This is a genomic window from Pseudomonas sp. UMAB-40, from assembly GCF_900095275.1.
Classification (GTDB): domain Bacteria; phylum Pseudomonadota; class Gammaproteobacteria; order Pseudomonadales; family Pseudomonadaceae; genus Aquipseudomonas; species Aquipseudomonas mandelii_B.
On record NZ_LT607556.1, the window covers coordinates 257,578 to 273,361 of the forward strand.

A 15,784-nucleotide genomic window follows, 5' to 3' on the forward strand; every position below is an offset into this window, starting at 1 on the left:
GGGGCCGCTTTGCGCCCCAACGGGAGCAAGCTCCCTCGCACTAGGTTTTAATTCGTTTTTGGGGGCACTGAACAGCTCCGAGCCGCGCGTGTCGTACCTACATGACACACCACCGGTTCCGGAGCGCTATGGACATCAAGCAAGACGGCAAGACCCCAAACCTGTCGCCGGAAGAACGGCACGAGGTCGACAAGAACCAGCCACCGCGCGCCGCGGTGCTGCACGAAATCATCCGCACCCAGGGTGATCAGGAACTCGAGCGCAGTGTTGCCGCCTTGTGGTGGTCGGCACTGGCCGCCGGCCTGACCATGGGGTTGTCGCTGATGGCTATGGGATTGCTCAACTCCCGACTGCCGGACGGCGAAGGCTTCAAGGTGATCGCCAGTTTCGGTTACTGCGCCGGCTTTCTCGCGGTAATCCTCGCCCGTCAGCAGTTGTTCACCGAGAACACCTTGACGGCCGTGCTGCCGATCATGACCAAACCCACACTGAACAATTTCGGCCGATTGCTGCGCCTGTGGTCAGTGGTGCTGGTGGGCAACCTCTGCGGCACGCTGCTCGTGGCCTACGTGATGCTCAATCTGCCGATTTTCGACAGCAAGACCGACCTGGCCTTCCTCGATATCGGGCGCAAGATCATGGAAAACGACGCCAGCCAGATGTTCGCCAAAGGCATCGTCTCGGGCTGGATGATTGCCACCATGGTCTGGATGATCCCATCCATGGAGAGCGCGAAGATGTGGATCATCATCCTCATCACCTACCTCATGGCGCTGGGGGATTTCACCCACATCGTGGTCGGTTCGGCCGAGGTCTCGTACCTGGTGTTTGCCGGCGAGTTGCCGTGGAAGGATTTCTGGCTGGTGTTCGCCGGGCCGACGCTGGCGGGGAACATCATCGGTGGCAGCTTCATCTTCGCGCTGATCAGCCACGCGCAGATTCGCAGCGAGAGCGGCCCGCCCAAGAAGACGACGGAGCAGGGTTCGGAGCCTGATCCGCAGAAGAGCAAAAAGTAATCAATGATGCCGGGCCTGTTCAGCCGGACACATTGACCGCAGCCACTGCGCGACGTTGCAGGTAGATATAGAGCAGCGCGGTCAGCACCGTCAGGCCACTGACCAGCGCGCCGGTCCACGGTAGATCCGCCAGATCCGCACCGCTGGCAACCACCAGCCCGCCGATCCAGGCACCCGCCGCATTACCGAGATTGAAGGCGCTCTGGTTCAGCGTCGAGCCAAGGTTCGGCGCTTCATGCGCCTGATCGATGATCAGCAGTTGCAGAATCGGGCACAGGGCAAACGCGAAAATCCCCCATAGCACTAGCGTGATCGCCGCCGGAATCACCGAGTGACTGGTCTGGCTAAAGGCAGCCAATACCACCGCGACGGCCAGCGCCATGCCCACCAATGAAGGCAGTAATCGACTGTCCGCCAGGCGACCGCCCAGCATGCTGCCTGCCGTCAGGCCGACGCCAAACAACAGCAGCATGATTGTCACGCCGTGCGGACTGACTCCGGTGATGTCCTGCAGGATAGGCGCGATGTAGGTGAACACGCTGAAGAGGCTGGTCGACGCCAGCACGCTCATGCCCAAGGCCAGCAACACATTGACCTTGCCCAGCACTTTGAACTCGCTGGCGAGGTTGGCCTTGTCCATCGCGATGTCCTTCGGCAGCCAAAGCCACTGCGCGAGGGCTGCAATCACGCCGATCACCGAGACCGCCCAGAACGTCGAACGCCAACCGGCGTATTGCCCGAGCGCGGTGCCCAATGGCACGCCGAGCACGTTGGCCAGCGTCAGGCCGGTGAACATCATGGCGATGGCCTGCGCCCTTTTGTTCGGCGCGACCAGGCCGGCCGCGACCACCGAGCCGATGCCAAAAAACGCACCGTGGCACAACGCGGTGACCACTCGCGCGGCCATCAACGTGGCGTAGTTCGGCGCCAATGCGCACAGCACGTTGCCGAGGATGAACATCAGCGTCATGCCTAACAGCGTGGCTTTGCGCGGCATGTTGGCGGTGCCGATCGCGAGGATCGGCGCGCCGAACACTACGCCCAGGGCGTAGCCGGTGATCAGCAGGCCGGCGTGGGGAATGCTCACGGCGAGGTCGCGGGCGACGTCGGGCAGCAGGCCCATGATGACGAATTCAGTGGTGCCGATGCCGAACGCGGCAACAGCGAGGGCGAGCAGGGCGAGTGGCATGCGCAAGGTCTCTGTCGGTAGTCTTGACGCTCTGATCAGGCATGCGCGTGCCGATGGCCGTTCTCGATGAGCGCGGGCAGGGGCAGAAATTATTGGAATTAGTCTGTGCGCAACTGAGTGCGGCGTGGTCGCTTGCAGTATAAACAGCTGCTGACCTATGGCGAATCAATTATCCCTCGCCCCTTGTAGGAGCCGGCTTGCTGGCGATGCAGGCACTGCGGTCCAACAAACGGACCGCGTCATCGTTCATCGCCAGCAAGCCGGCTCCTACAGGGCACGGGGATCAATAAAAAAGGAGTGTGTTGTGCTTGCGACGGCTTTGGTGTTGGTGGCGGCGCTGTTGCACGCGACGTGGAATACCCTGATCAAATTCAGCGCCGAACGGCTGCTGGTGGTGGCCTGCATGGACAGCGTCGCGATGCTGTTTGTCGCCCTGATGCTGCCGTTCGTGGCGCTGCCACCGATTGAAATCTGGCCGTGGATTCTGGCGTCGGCGGCGTTCGAACTGCTCTATCGCTATCTGCTGATCCAGGCGTATCGGGTCGGCGACCTCGGGTTGGTCTATCCGTTGATGCGTGGGCTGTCGCCGCTGGTGGTGCTGGCACTGACGCTGATCTTCGCTGGCGAAGTGCTGACGAATCAGCAGATCTTCGGAATCCTGTTGATCCCGTTCGGCATGCTGTGCCTGCTCTGGCAGGGAGGTGGTGGTGCGCGTCTGCCGTGGTCGATGTTGCCGGTGGTGGCGCTGATCGGCCTGTGCATCGGCTGCTACACCTTCATCGATGGCCAGGCGTTAAGGCGCTGGTCGCACCCTCTGGACTATCTGGTCTGGGTTACGTTGCTCAGCGCCTGGCCGTTCCCGTTGCTGGCGTTGGTGCGCAAGCGCCCGGCGTTCATGCTGTTCTGGCGTGAACAGTGGCGACTGGGGCTGGCGGTCGGGTTCTGCGTGTTGTTCAGCTACGCTTTGGTGCTGTGGGCAATGCAGCTGGGGTCGATTGCCGAAGCGGCGGCGTTGCGCGAGATCAGCGTGATTCTGGTGGTGCTGTTCGGCATGCGTTACCTGAAAGAACCTTTCGGCAGGCCAAGGCTCTTAGCCTGTGGGCTCGTACTGATCGGTATTTTGGTCATGAAGTTCTGACGGGTACTCAACATTCTAAAATTGAAGAAAGGACTGCTTTATGACGGTTGCTCTATGGTGCGTTTTGATCGCGATTTTCCTGCCCTATCTTTGCACGGTCATCGCCAAGGTCAGTGGCAGGTTCAGGCTGCAAGACAACCATGACCCTCGGGACTTTCTCGAGTCGCTAAATGGTCTGGGTAGACGCGCGCATGCGGCGCAACTGAACAGTTTTGAAGTGACCCCGGCGTTCGCGACGGCGGTGATTGTTGCGCACCTGGTGGGCACGGCGCAGCTGGTGACGGTCAACGTGCTGGCGGTGCTGTTTATCACCAGTCGGCTGCTGTACATCATTTGCTACCTGGCGGACTGGGCGATATTGCGGTCGCTGGTGTGGTTTGTGGGGATGGGGTTGATTGCCAGTTTCTTTGTGGTGTCGGTCTGAACATTCTTCGGTGATTGTGAGGGCCTCATCGCGGGTAAGCCCGCTCCCACAGGGTCAATGCGGTCCTTGTGGGAGCGGGCTTGCCCGCGATTGCTATTTATCAGTCACCGCAGAATTCAAGGTTTGGCTTTGACCGCATCGGCAACTTGAGGCACTTGCGGCAACGCCGCGCCTTTGGGCCACAGCATCCAGATCTGCCCTTGCTGTTTCATATCCCCGGCCAATTGCCCAGCCGCCTCGCCAGTGCCCCAGAACAGATCCGCACGTACTTCGCCGGCAATCGCACCGCCGGTGTCTTGCGCCGCCACGGGCCGTACCAGTGCAGTACCGTCCGGTTTTGTCGTGGATAACCACAACAGGCTGCCCAGCGGAATCACTTTGCGGTCCACTGCCGCGCTGTAACCTGCCGTCAACGGAACGTTCAGCGAGCCGCGTGGCCCTTCGTTGCTGTCCGGGTTGCGAGTGAAGAACACATAACTCGGGTTGCTGCCCAGCAGTTGCGGAATACGCGATGGATTGGCCTTGGCCCACGTGCTGATCGCACCCATGGTCACGTCTTCTTTCTTCAGTTCGCCTTGCTCCACCAGCCAGCGCCCGATGGGACGGTACGGATGGCCGTTCTGGTCAGCGTAAGCGATGCGCAACTGACGACCGTCGTTGAGCTGAATGCGCCCCGAACCCTGGATTTGCAGGAATTGCAGGTTCATCGGGTCGGTCAGCCACGCAACCACTGGCGCCTTGACTCCATTGGTCTCGATCGTTGCCGCATCGTCATAAGGTTTGAGTACGCGACCTTCTAGGCGTCCGCGCAGGCGTTTGCCTTTGAGTTCCGGGTAGATGCTGTCCAGCGAGACGATGATCATGTCCTCGGGCACGCCGTACACCGGAATGTTCGCCACTTCGGTCTGGGTCAGGCTGCCAGGGTAGACCGGCTCGTAATAGCCGGTGATCAAACCGTTGGGATTGTCATTAGCTGCGCGCAGGCCGTAGACATCGAGGTTCTGCTTGAGGAAGCCGCGAATGTCGCTGGCGGTCTGCGGCACATTGGCGGAAGCCGCGCAGGTCGAACCCCAGACCGGGTCAGCCTTGAGTCGGTTGCAGGCGCTGCGCCATGAGCCGAAACCGGCGACAAGATCGGTGTCGGATACCGCCGGCAGCGCTTCCCAAGTGGCACTGGAGTAGGTTGCGAGCGCGTGGGTCTTGGGGGTGTTTTTATCGCCGCCGGTGCAGCCGGCGAGCACGGCCACCATTGGAAGAGTCCACACGAGGTGGTGACGCCATGCCTTGAAGCGGCTGTTCATGGAGTAATTCCTTTGCCGGTTGCCTGAGTGCTCCATGCGCTCAAACAACCCGTATTGATAATAGGGCTATTGGTCTTTGCTGATGACACGAGGATACTGGCCGCCGTTTCCCGTGACCTGAAGCCACCATGACTCTTAAAAGACTTTCTGTTGTATTGCTGGCCTGCCTGACTTTGTCTGCCTGCGGTGGGGTTGATCCGAATTCGCCGCTGGGACAACGCAAGGCGATCTTCAAACAGATGCTCAAGACCGGGGAAGACCTGGGTGGCATGTTGCGTGGTCGTATCCCGTTCGACGGTCCGAAATTTGCCGAAGGCGCCGTGAAGCTCGACACCTTGTCCCGTGAGCCTTGGAAGCATTTCCCGCAGGTGCGTGAAGAAGATCACACCAGCGCCAAGGACAATGTGTGGCAGCAGCAGGCACGCTTCCAGGACATGGTCCGCACCCTTGAAGCCGCCACCGGTGAATTGGTGATTGCCAGCAAGGTTCAGCCGTACAAGGCCAGTAACCTGGGCCCGGCGGTGCAGAAAGTCGAAGATGCCTGTAGTGCCTGTCATAAAGAGTTTCGGGATCATTGATTCTCGGGTGTGGACTGGGCAAGCCCCTGATTCAGTGGGGTGTTACTTATCCAGCTCGTCGAGCGCGTCCTGCAATTCCTTGCGGGACTCGGCGAGTTTGTCTTTGCGTTTGTTGATCTTGTCCGGATCGCCTTTCTTCATGGCTTTGTCCAGGTCGGCCTGACGCTTGCTGACTTCATGCTTGGCGTCGAGCACCTTGTTTTCCCGTTCCTTCTTCAGCGACGCGTCGGTGCAATGGGCGGTGACTTCGCTCAGGGCCGTTTCGAGGCCGGCCTGCTGTTCGGCGTTGCCGTGGGATTTGGCCAGCTCGATCTGATTGATGATCCCCTGTTTCTTGGCGGCGCAGCCGGTCAGTTCCGGGGCTTCTTCGGCGGCCATCAGGGGAGCGGCCATCACGCTGCAAAGGGTCAGTAAGGCGAGCGGTGAAAGAAATTTCATAAAAGCTCCATGTGCAAAGACAATCGGGTCGATGTGGCGATGGGCGTTTGAGCCCGTCGGCACCTTTGGGTTCCCGGGCTGCCAGGGGCTCGGCGTTTAAAAGCCGTCAATCCCGGCCATACGTAATGTTTGACTCAGTGCCAGGACGTGTGGGTCGCGGAAAAAGGCGCTCAATTGCGCCGCGCGTCCCGGGCCGATACCTGCTTCTGCCTGCCATTGTTCGGTGTTTCTATTCGCCAGTTCCTGCCATGAATCGGCAAGCCGTGCCTGGCCGGTCGGCGGCAACCCCAAGGCTTTGAGCCAGCGAGCGAACGGACGTTGCCGGGCGCTGTTGAAACTGTTTAAAAGGCGAGCCGCGCTGTGTTCGCCGAAGCCATCAATGTTAGCAAGCTCTTGAGCATCGAGGGTCAACCAATCCAGCAGGCTGTTGAGGCGGCCTGTTTCGAAAAGTTTCTCCCAGGTGCCAGGGCCGAGATGGGGCAAAGCCAGTCCTTGCTTGCCGCTGAGCCAGGTCAGGCGTGCAAGGAATTGGCTCTCGCAGCCTGATGTCGGTTGCCAGCAACTCAAATGATGAAAGTCTGCTGCCGATGGCACGTTCAATTCAGTGCGTTCGGTACTGCGCAGCACGACGCCATCGAGCCTTGGAATGGTCAGTCCGGCCAGGCTGATGGACACCTGATCCCCGGGGCGGACATCCAGCTCTTCCCAGCGCCTAAGGGAGCTGACGCTCACGCGTTTGATCTGACGGTCATCAAGCTTCACCGGCGTGAGGTCCAGCACCGGTGTAATCCGCCCCGTCCGACCAATCTTGAAGTGGACCTTGCGCACTTCGGCCAGTGCCTGGGCGAACGGATACTTCCAGGCAACGCTCCAGAAGGAGGGGTGCGCCTGCCAGCGTTCGGCCGGTGGTCGCTGGCTCTGACGCAAAACGACGCCATCACTGGCGAAGGGCAAGGGCGTGCGATACCAGTGATCGCGCCATCGTTCAGCGTCGGCGAATACCTTGATCGGCTGACTGTAAGGCGCAGTGCCCGGAAAACCCATTTCATCGAGAGCGGCCACCCGGGCCGGCAGGCTTGCCGGACCTTGCGGCCAATCCCAGACAAACAAACCGATACCCCTTGCCTGTTCGGCGTTCAGCTCCTTGCGCGCCATCAACCCGGCCACCGTGGAGCGGGCGTTTAGGCTGCCTGCCTTGGCTTGCACATGGTCGGTCAGGTGCCAATAGAGTTCGCCTTGCACCAGCAAATCCAAGGGTTGCGGCAGTTGCCGGGGGATGGCCTCGATCAGTCGGGCCGAGGCGGTCCAGTCCTGGCCGTTCAAGCCGTCACCTCGACTGATCGCTTGATGCAGTGAGCCGTTGCGATAGATCAGCGTCACGGCCACGCCGTCGACTTTGGGTTGTATCCAGATGTCATCGCGCTCGCGTAGCCAACGCTCGACTGCTCTGCCATCACGGAGTTTTTCCAGGCCCGTGTGGGCGATGGGGTGGGCCATCTTGCCGCCCGCCGTGCGCAAGGGGTCGGGCGCCAGACTCAAATCAAAACACTCACGCCATTCGTTCAATCGCGCGCGGGATTGATCATAAATTTCATCGGCGACCAGCGAGCGTCCGTGGCGGTGATAGTTGTCGTCCCAGAAATCGATTTGTTTTTGCAGGGCGGTGATTTCGTCCAAGGCGCGGGCGGGCGACCAGTCGGGGCAGTCGGCAGCGTTTGAGCTCAGGCAAAGCAGGGTCAGGAACAAAGCGGAAAACAGGCGCAGCAGCATCGTGAGCGTCCTTGCTCAGGGGGAATGCTTGAAGGTTAGCCAGCTTTCGAGTGGCGGCTTCGAGGATGTTTTTCGGTGTGTTTCGAGACAAAAGAACGCAGCCTCGTTTCACTCGAATGGCGCGCAATAAAAAACCCCGCACGGCGAACCGTGCGGGGTTTTGGGTACCGCCAGGAAAGTCTTACAGGCCGGCTGCAGTGCGCAGGTCGTCGGCGCGGTCGGTCTTTTCCCAGGTGAACGTGGTGAACGTGTCTTCGCCCACAGTCTTGGTTGCCGGGGTACGACCGAAGTGGCCATACGCAGCGGTTTCCTGGTACATCGGGTGCAGCAGGTCCAGCATGGTGGTGATCGCGTATGGACGCAGGTCGAAAATTTCGCGAACCAGTTTGACGATCTTGTCGTCGCTGATCTTGCCGGTGCCGAAGGTGTTCAGCGAGATCGACGTAGGCTGGGCAACACCGATCGCGTAGGAAACCTGAATCTCGCAACGCTCGGCCAAGCCAGCAGCAACGATGTTCTTGGCAACATAACGACCCGCGTAGGCTGCCGAACGGTCAACCTTCGATGGATCTTTACCGGAGAACGCCCCGCCGCCGTGACGGGCCATGCCGCCGTAGCTGTCGACGATGATCTTGCGACCGGTCAGGCCGCAGTCGCCCACCGGGCCACCGATGATGAACTGGCCAGTCGGGTTGATGTGGAACTGGGTGTCTTTGGTCAGCAGTTCGGCAGGCAGTACGTGCTTGACGATCAGCTCCATCACGCCTTCGCGCAGGTCTTTGTACGACACTTCAGGGTTGTGCTGGGTCGACAGAACAACGGCGTCGATACCGACCACCTTGCCGCCTTCGTAACGGCAAGTCACTTGCGACTTGGCGTCCGGGCGCAGCCAAGGCAGCAGGCCGGATTTACGGGCTTCGGCCTGGCGCTGCACCAGTTGGTGCGAGAAGGTGATCGGTGCTGGCATCAGCACGTCGGTTTCGTTGCTGGCGTAGCCGAACATCAGGCCCTGGTCGCCGGCGCCCTGATCTTCAGGCTTGGCACGGTCGACGCCCTGGTTGATGTCAGGGGACTGCTTGCCGATGATGTTCATCACGCCGCAAGTGGCACCGTCGAAGCCGACATCGGAGCTGTTGTAGCCGATGTCCAGAATGACGTTACGCACGATTTCTTCCAGGTCGACCCAGGCCGACGTGGTGACTTCACCTGCGATAATTGCCACGCCGGTTTTAACCAGGGTTTCGCACGCTACGCGGGCGAACTTGTCTTCAGCAATGATGGCGTCCAGCACCGCATCGGAAATCTGGTCGGCGATTTTGTCCGGGTGCCCTTCGGACACGGACTCGGAGGTGAAGAGGGAGTATTCGCTCATCTCGATTTTTTCCTGAATTTACCGATGGTGGGTGTCGCCAGCCGGTCGCTGAAAATGGCGGACCTGGATCTGGAAACCATTACGTAAGCCTACATAGAGGCTTTCCCCGGGAACGAGTCCCGCAGCGGTGGCCCAACGGGCCAAATCGTCCTGTTCAAACCCCAACCACAGATCACCGCAGGCCTCCCTGGCCCAACTCTGGTTGTGGCTACATAACTCTGTCACGAGCAGGCTACCGCCCGGTTGCAGCAAGTCGGCCATGTGCTTGAGCGCTTCGGCCGGCGCGGCGAAATGGTGCAGCACCATGTTCAGTACAACGCAATCGGCCTGAAGGCTGACGCCATTCAATGCATCGGCCAGTTGCAGGCTGACGTTAGCCAGCGTTTCACGTTCGCAGACCTGACGCGCCAGTTCGAGCATCGCCGGGCTGTTGTCCAGCGCCGTGACCTCGGTGAAGCGGCGCGCCAGTTCCGGCAGGAATTCACCGTCGCCGGGGCCGACTTCAATGGCCGTCGCGCCGTCTCTGAAACTCAGCTTGTCGAGCAGCGCCACCACGCTTTCGCGGTACTGCGGCAGGCCGGCGATCAAGTCTTGTTGGGCGCGGAATTTCTCCGCCACCCGTGAGAAAAAGTCCTGGCTGGCCGCCGCGCGTTGCCCATGGACCTGAGCGATCCGCGCCTGCACATCGGCCGGCAACGTCAGGTTGTCCACTTCTTCGAGCAAGGCGGCGTGCAGCTTGCCGCCCAGCAGGTCGGTGTGAGGCAGGGCGCGACGGTAGAAAATCGCGTTACCTTCACGGCGGGTCGCCACCAGGTCGGCCTGGGCCAGGACCTTGAGGTGGTGACTCATGCCGGACTGACCAATCCCGAAGATCTGCGCCAGTTCCAGTACGCCAAACGAATCGTTGGCCAGCGCGCGCAATACATTCAGCCGCAGAGGATCGCCGCCGGCCTTGCACAGGGCCGCCAGCTCATCGCAATCGTCATGTCGAATGGAAGGCACACGTAAATTCATAAGGCCAGCAGTCTAGTGACGCTCAGAAATCACCGCAAGGGCAATATCAAAAAGTTTTGATATTGGTCGATAGATGGCACTTCCAGACGTTAGGTTCAGTCAACAAACGAACTGCAGAAAGGTTTCATCAGTCGAAACCGCTGTTAACAATTGGAAAAACGCCTCCAGATGACTATCTGTCATTGCCCCGAGGCGGCCCGGTGAGGGAAAATGCTCGCCTTTTTTCCGATTCGTTTTATTCACTCTCGATTCAGAACCCGCAGGAGAACAGCGATGCCCAGCCGTCGTGAGCGTGCCAACGCCATTCGTGCCCTCAGCATGGATGCCGTGCAAAAAGCCAACAGCGGCCATCCCGGTGCCCCGATGGGTATGGCGGATATCGCCGAAGTACTTTGGCGTGACTACCTGAAGCACAACCCGAGCAATCCATCGTTCGCCGACCGTGACCGCTTCGTGCTGTCCAACGGTCACGGCTCGATGCTGATCTACTCGTTGCTGCACCTGACCGGCTACGACCTGTCGATCGATGACCTGAAAAATTTCCGCCAATTGCACAGCCGCACTCCGGGTCACCCGGAATTCGGCTACACCCCGGGCGTTGAAACCACCACCGGTCCGCTGGGCCAAGGCCTGGCCAACGCCGTCGGTTTCGCCCTGGCTGAAAAAGTCCTGGCCGCGCAGTTCAACCGTCCTGGCCACAATGTTGTCGATCACCACACCTACGTGTTCCTGGGTGATGGCTGCATGATGGAAGGCATTTCCCACGAAGTCGGCTCCCTGGCCGGTACGTTGGGCCTGGGCAAGCTGATCGCTTTCTATGACGACAACGGCATCTCCATCGACGGCGAAGTCGAAGGCTGGTTCACCGATGACACGCCGAAGCGTTTCGAAGCCTATAACTGGCAGGTGATCCGCAACGTCGACGGTCACGACCCGGAAGAGATCAAGACCGCGATCGAAACCGCGCGCAAAAGCGATCAGCCAACCCTGATCTGCTGCAAGACCACCATCGGTTTCGGTTCGCCGAACAAGCAAGGCAAAGAAGACTGCCACGGCGCCCCATTGGGTGACGCGGAAATCGCCTTGACCCGTGCTGCTCTGAAATGGAACCACGGTCCGTTCGAAATCCCGGCTGACATCTACGCCGAGTGGGACGCCAAGGAAGCCGGCCGCGCGGCCGAAGCCGAGTGGGATCAGCGTTTCGCTGCCTACTCCGCAGCTTTCCCTGAGCTGGCCAACGAACTGGTCCGTCGCCTGGGCGGCGATCTGCCGGAAGACTTCGCGGAAAAAGCCTCGGCTTACATCGCTGAAGTCGCGGCCAAGGGCGAAACCATCGCCAGCCGTAAAGCCAGCCAGAACGCACTGAATGCCTATGGCCCGCTGTTGCCTGAACTGCTGGGCGGCTCCGCTGACCTGGCCGGTTCCAACCTGACCCTGTGGAAAGGTTGCAAAGGTGTTTCGGCTGAAGACGCCAGCGGCAACTACATGTACTACGGCGTTCGCGAATTCGGCATGAGCGCGATCATGAACGGCGTGGCCTTGCACGGCGGTCTGGTGCCTTACGGCGCCACCTTCCTGATGTTCATGGAATACGCTCGCAACGCCGTGCGCATGGCTTCGCTGATGAAGAAGCGCGTGGTGTTCGTCTACACCCACGACTCCATCGGTCTGGGCGAAGACGGTCCGACTCACCAGCCGATCGAGCAACTGACCAGCCTGCGCAGCACGCCGAACCTCGACACCTGGCGTCCAGCCGATGCCGTTGAATCGGCCGTTTGCTGGAAAGCAGCCATCGAGCGCAAGGACGGCCCTTCGGCGCTGATCTTCTCGCGTCAGAACCTGCAGCACCAGGATCGCAGCGCGCTGCAGATCGCTGACATCGCCCGTGGCGGTTACGTGTTGAAGGATTGCGAAGGCGAGCCTGAGCTGATCCTGATCTCTACCGGTTCGGAAGTGGGCCTGGCGGTTCAGGCTTACGACAAGCTGACCGAGCAAGGTCGCAAGGTGCGTGTTGTTTCGATGCCATGCACCAGCGTGTTCGATGCCCAGGATGCTGGCTACAAGCAAGCGGTTCTGCCGTTGCAGGTTAGCGCCCGTATCGCCATCGAAGCCGCGCACGCGGACTACTGGTACAAGTACGTGGGCCTGGAAGGCCGCGTGATCGGCATGACCACGTACGGCGAGTCGGCGCCTGCGCCGGCCTTGTTCGAAGAGTTCGGCTTTACCCTGGAAAACATCCTGGGTCAGGCTGAAGAGCTGCTGGAAGACTGATCCAGAAAATGTGTCGTCTGAGCTGACGCCATCGCGAGCAGGCTCGCTCCCACAGGATTGATGCAGTCCTTGTGGGAGCGAGCCTGCTCGCGATAGCGTCGGTTCAGGCAATACTGAATCAAAGGATTCACCACGGTAATCGAGAACCCCATGCCTCAACCGCGTCCTTACAAAGTTGCACTCAACGGCTACGGCCGGATTGGTCGTTGCGTCTTGCGTGCGTTGTTTGAGCGAGGCTCGACGGCCGGGTTTGAAATTGTCGCGATCAACGATCTGGCTGACATGGCCAGCATCGAATACCTAACACGCTTCGACTCCACTCACGGGCGATTTCCCGGCGAAGTGCGAGTAGAGGGCGATTGTCTGCATATTAATGGTGACTGCGTGAAAGTCCTGCGCAGTGCCACCCCCGAAGGGATCGATTGGGCGTCCCTGGGCGTCGATCTGGTGCTGGAGTGCTCCGGCGCTTACCACACCCGTGCCGATGGCCAGCGCTTCCTTGATGCCGGCGCGCCGCGTGTGCTGTTTTCCCAGCCGATGGCCAGCGAGGCGGATGTCGACGCCACCATCGTCTACGGCGTGAACCAGGATTGCCTGACCGGCGACGAGCTGCTGGTTTCAAACGCGTCCTGCACCACCAACTGCGGCGTGCCGCTGTTGCGCCTGCTGGATCAGGCCATTGGTCTGGAATACGTGTCGATCACCACCATTCACTCGGCGATGAACGATCAGCCGGTCATCGACGCCTATCATCACGAAGACCTGCGCCGCACGCGTTCGGCGTTCCAGTCGGTGATTCCGGTGTCCACTGGTCTGGCTCGTGGCATCGAACGCCTGCTGCCGGAACTTGCCGGGCGAATTCAGGCCAAAGCCGTGCGGGTGCCGACGGTTAACGTGTCTTGCCTCGACATTACGATGCAGACCGTGAGCGACACCGATGCCACCGAAGTCAATCGGATTCTGCGCGAGGCCGCCACCAGCGGCCCGCTCAAGGGGCTTCTGGCCTACACCGAGCTTCCCCATGCAAGCTGTGATTTCAATCATGACCCACATTCGGCCATCGTCGATGCCAGTCAGACCCGAGTTTCCGGCCCACGGCTGGTGAACATCCTGGCCTGGTTCGATAACGAATGGGGGTTTGCCAACCGAATGCTGGACGTTGCAGAACACTATCTGCAAACAGCTTCTCCACTCTCTGTTTCTCAGAAACCGTAACTCAGGAAATGCGACCCATGACCGTGTTGAAGATGACCGACCTCGATCTGCAAGGTAAGCGTGTACTGATCCGCGAAGACCTCAACGTCCCAGTCAAGGACGGTGTAGTCACCAGCGATGCGCGAATCCTGGCTTCGCTGCCGACCATCAAGCTGGCCCTCGAAAAAGGCGCGGCCGTAATGGTTTGCTCGCACCTTGGCCGTCCGACCGAAGGCGAGTTCTCGGCCGAGAACAGCCTCAAGCCCGTCGCTGACTACCTGAGCAAGGCCCTGGGCCGTGAAGTGCCGCTGGTCGCTGACTACCTGGGCGGCGTCGACGTCAAGGCCGGCGACATCGTGCTGTTCGAAAACGTGCGCTTCAACAAGGGCGAGAAAAAGAACGCTGACGAACTGGCCCAGCAATACGCCGCCCTGTGCGACGTGTTCGTGATGGACGCCTTCGGCACCGCTCACCGCGCCGAGGGTTCGACCCATGGCGTGGCCAAGTTCGCCAAAGTCGCCGCCGCTGGCCCGCTGCTGGCTGCTGAGCTGGACGCACTGGGCAAAGCCCTTGGCGCCCCGGCCCAGCCGATGGCTGCCATCGTTGCCGGTTCCAAGGTCTCGACCAAACTCGACGTGCTGAACAGCCTGAGCCAGATCTGCAACCAGCTGATCGTCGGCGGCGGTATTGCCAACACCTTCCTGGCCGCTGCCGGTCATCCGGTCGGCAAGTCCCTGTACGAACCAGACCTGCTCGACACCGCTCGCGCCATCGCCGCCAAGGTCAGCGTGCCGCTGCCGGTCGACGTGGTGGTTGCCAAGGAATTCGCTGAAAGCGCGACCGCTACCGTCAAGCTGATTGCTGACGTGGCTGCCGACGACATGATCCTGGACATCGGCCCGCAGACCGCGGCGAATTTCGCCGAGCTGCTGAAGTCGTCGAAGACCATCCTGTGGAACGGCCCGGTGGGCGTGTTCGAATTCGACCAGTTCGGTAACGGCACCAAAGTGCTGGCCCAGGCCATCGCGGAAAGCTCGGCGTTCTCGATCGCTGGCGGCGGCGACACCCTGGCTGCCATCGATAAATATGGCGTTGCCGATCAGATCTCCTACATTTCTACCGGTGGCGGCGCGTTCCTCGAGTTCGTGGAAGGCAAGGTTTTGCCTGCCGTTGAAGTCCTGGAAAGCCGGGCCAAAGGCTGAGGTCATTCATTTGGCCACGCAAAGGAGTGTTCTCATGGTCAAGCCATTAGCGCTGTTGATCGCCGCGGGTATGCTGGTGGCTTGCGGGAGTAACCCGAAAGCCAAGCCGGAACCTGCGCCGCAGTCGGTGGAAAAAGGCTGCTACCAGGCCGACTGGCAAGCGGAAACCAACCCGGTGATCAACAAGCGGTCCGGGCCTGATGGCCTGGAGAAATACGAGACCCAGACCCCGGCCAAGGAACATGGTTGCCCTTGACGGGTCAGACTCTTTACTCAGGGCTGGCGGCGTGCGCCGTCAGTCGAGGAACATGGATGAAAGGTTTTATCGCCGTTACGGCGTTGGCATTGCTGGCCGGTTGCTCGAATTTCAACCTGTTCAAGCCTGCCGAATCGACGGACAACTGGACCACCTGGACCTGCGACAGCCAGGCCAAAGTGCTCTGGCGCTACACCGACGACAGCCGCAAGCAAGTCGACGTGCGCCTCGGCGGGGCCGATCAGGTCTACCGCTTGAAGCTTGAACCGGGCGCCGAAGGTTCGCTGTACAGCAACGACATGTTGGCGTTTCACGTAAAAGGTGAGGAAGGCCTGGTGTACTGGGTCGCCACCAATGATTTGATTGGCCGCGGTTGTAAAGCGCAGTAATTGAAACACCACGGACCTAATGTGGGAGCGGGCTTGCTCGCGAAAGCGGTGGGTCAGCTTGCATTAATGTTGTATGTGCATCCGCATTCGCGAGCAAGCCCGCTCCCACAGGGTTCTGTGCAGTATTGAAGATTTTGCACCACCGAATTCGCAGCCCGGGCCAACCCCCGATCTGCAATAACTTGAATAGCCGCCGCCGCTCCGGCAGGCTGGCACGATTAACGACCCTCAA

General features: G+C 60.3%; 15 protein-coding genes. 9 read left to right on the forward strand and 6 right to left on the reverse strand.

Features of this window, described 5'->3' with window-relative positions; translation table 11 throughout:
- Positions 1-128 precede the first annotated feature (128 nt).
- The gene (locus tag K0F88_RS11015; protein ID WP_219095083.1) at positions 129-1,016 is read left to right on the forward strand and encodes a formate/nitrite transporter family protein; all 888 of its coding nucleotides are present in this window, start codon (positions 129-131) and stop codon (positions 1,014-1,016) included.
- Between the two features lie 19 nt (positions 1,017-1,035).
- On the opposite strand, the gene K0F88_RS11020 is transcribed toward K0F88_RS11015, so the two are convergent.
- A complete protein-coding gene (locus K0F88_RS11020) occupies positions 1,036-2,205 on the reverse strand; it encodes an MFS transporter (protein WP_094470226.1) in 1,170 nt (389 codons plus the stop codon).
- Between the two features lie 304 nt (positions 2,206-2,509).
- Here K0F88_RS11020 and K0F88_RS11025 point away from each other — a divergent pair, with 304 nt between their 5' ends.
- On the forward strand, positions 2,510-3,343 hold the full coding sequence (locus tag K0F88_RS11025; protein ID WP_094470227.1) for an EamA family transporter: 834 nt from the start codon (positions 2,510-2,512) through the stop codon (positions 3,341-3,343).
- Between the two features lie 40 nt (positions 3,344-3,383).
- Positions 3,384-3,767, forward strand: coding sequence for an MAPEG family protein (locus K0F88_RS11030; RefSeq protein WP_219095084.1), 384 nt, complete (start codon positions 3,384-3,386; stop codon positions 3,765-3,767).
- 116 nt (positions 3,768-3,883) lie between these two features.
- Here K0F88_RS11030 and K0F88_RS11035 read toward each other — a convergent pair whose 3' ends face one another.
- Complete coding sequence (locus tag K0F88_RS11035; RefSeq protein ID WP_219095085.1) at positions 3,884-5,068, reverse strand: murein transglycosylase A; 1,185 nt, start codon at positions 5,066-5,068, stop codon at positions 3,884-3,886.
- A 128-nt stretch (positions 5,069-5,196) separates the two neighbouring features.
- Between K0F88_RS11035 and K0F88_RS11040 the strand changes: the two genes are divergently transcribed.
- Positions 5,197-5,646 (forward strand): cytochrome c, encoded by a 450-nt coding sequence (locus K0F88_RS11040; RefSeq protein ID WP_219095086.1) that lies wholly within the window; start codon positions 5,197-5,199, stop codon positions 5,644-5,646.
- Between the two features lie 42 nt (positions 5,647-5,688).
- Here K0F88_RS11040 and K0F88_RS11045 read toward each other — a convergent pair whose 3' ends face one another.
- The 4 genes from K0F88_RS11045 to K0F88_RS11060 form a co-directional block, all read right to left on the reverse strand.
- Positions 5,689-6,084 carry a DUF1090 domain-containing protein gene (locus tag K0F88_RS11045; RefSeq protein WP_219095087.1) on the reverse strand — a complete coding sequence of 132 codons (396 nt, stop codon included), beginning with the start codon at positions 6,082-6,084 and terminating at the stop codon, positions 5,689-5,691.
- 96 nt (positions 6,085-6,180) lie between these two features.
- Complete coding sequence (gene ligB, locus K0F88_RS11050) at positions 6,181-7,854, reverse strand: NAD-dependent DNA ligase LigB (protein ID WP_094470232.1); 1,674 nt, start codon at positions 7,852-7,854, stop codon at positions 6,181-6,183.
- A gap of 181 nt (positions 7,855-8,035) precedes the next feature.
- A complete protein-coding gene (metK, locus tag K0F88_RS11055) occupies positions 8,036-9,226 on the reverse strand; it encodes a methionine adenosyltransferase (protein WP_010466931.1) in 1,191 nt (396 codons plus the stop codon).
- 18 nt (positions 9,227-9,244) lie between these two features.
- Positions 9,245-10,240, reverse strand: coding sequence for a metalloregulator ArsR/SmtB family transcription factor (locus tag K0F88_RS11060; RefSeq protein ID WP_219095088.1), 996 nt, complete (start codon positions 10,238-10,240; stop codon positions 9,245-9,247).
- Positions 10,241-10,513: 273 nt separating this feature from the next.
- On the opposite strand from K0F88_RS11060, the gene tkt reads away from it, so the two are divergent.
- The 5 genes from tkt to K0F88_RS11085 all read left to right on the forward strand — a co-directional run bounded on the left by tkt (position 10,514) and on the right by K0F88_RS11085 (position 15,552).
- Entirely contained in the window at positions 10,514-12,511 is a 1,998-nt protein-coding gene (tkt, locus tag K0F88_RS11065) for a transketolase (RefSeq protein WP_219095089.1), read from the forward strand.
- Positions 12,512-12,661: 150 nt separating this feature from the next.
- A complete protein-coding gene (epd, locus tag K0F88_RS11070) occupies positions 12,662-13,726 on the forward strand; it encodes an erythrose-4-phosphate dehydrogenase (protein WP_219095090.1) in 1,065 nt (354 codons plus the stop codon).
- A gap of 17 nt (positions 13,727-13,743) precedes the next feature.
- On the forward strand, positions 13,744-14,907 hold the full coding sequence (locus K0F88_RS11075; RefSeq protein ID WP_077747250.1) for a phosphoglycerate kinase: 1,164 nt from the start codon (positions 13,744-13,746) through the stop codon (positions 14,905-14,907).
- 34 nt (positions 14,908-14,941) lie between these two features.
- Positions 14,942-15,163, forward strand: coding sequence for a hypothetical protein (locus K0F88_RS11080; RefSeq protein ID WP_010466937.1), 222 nt, complete (start codon positions 14,942-14,944; stop codon positions 15,161-15,163).
- Positions 15,164-15,219: 56 nt separating this feature from the next.
- Positions 15,220-15,552 carry an MliC family protein gene (locus tag K0F88_RS11085; protein ID WP_094470238.1) on the forward strand — a complete coding sequence of 111 codons (333 nt, stop codon included), beginning with the start codon at positions 15,220-15,222 and terminating at the stop codon, positions 15,550-15,552.
- The last annotated feature ends 232 nt before the right edge of the window (positions 15,553-15,784 follow it).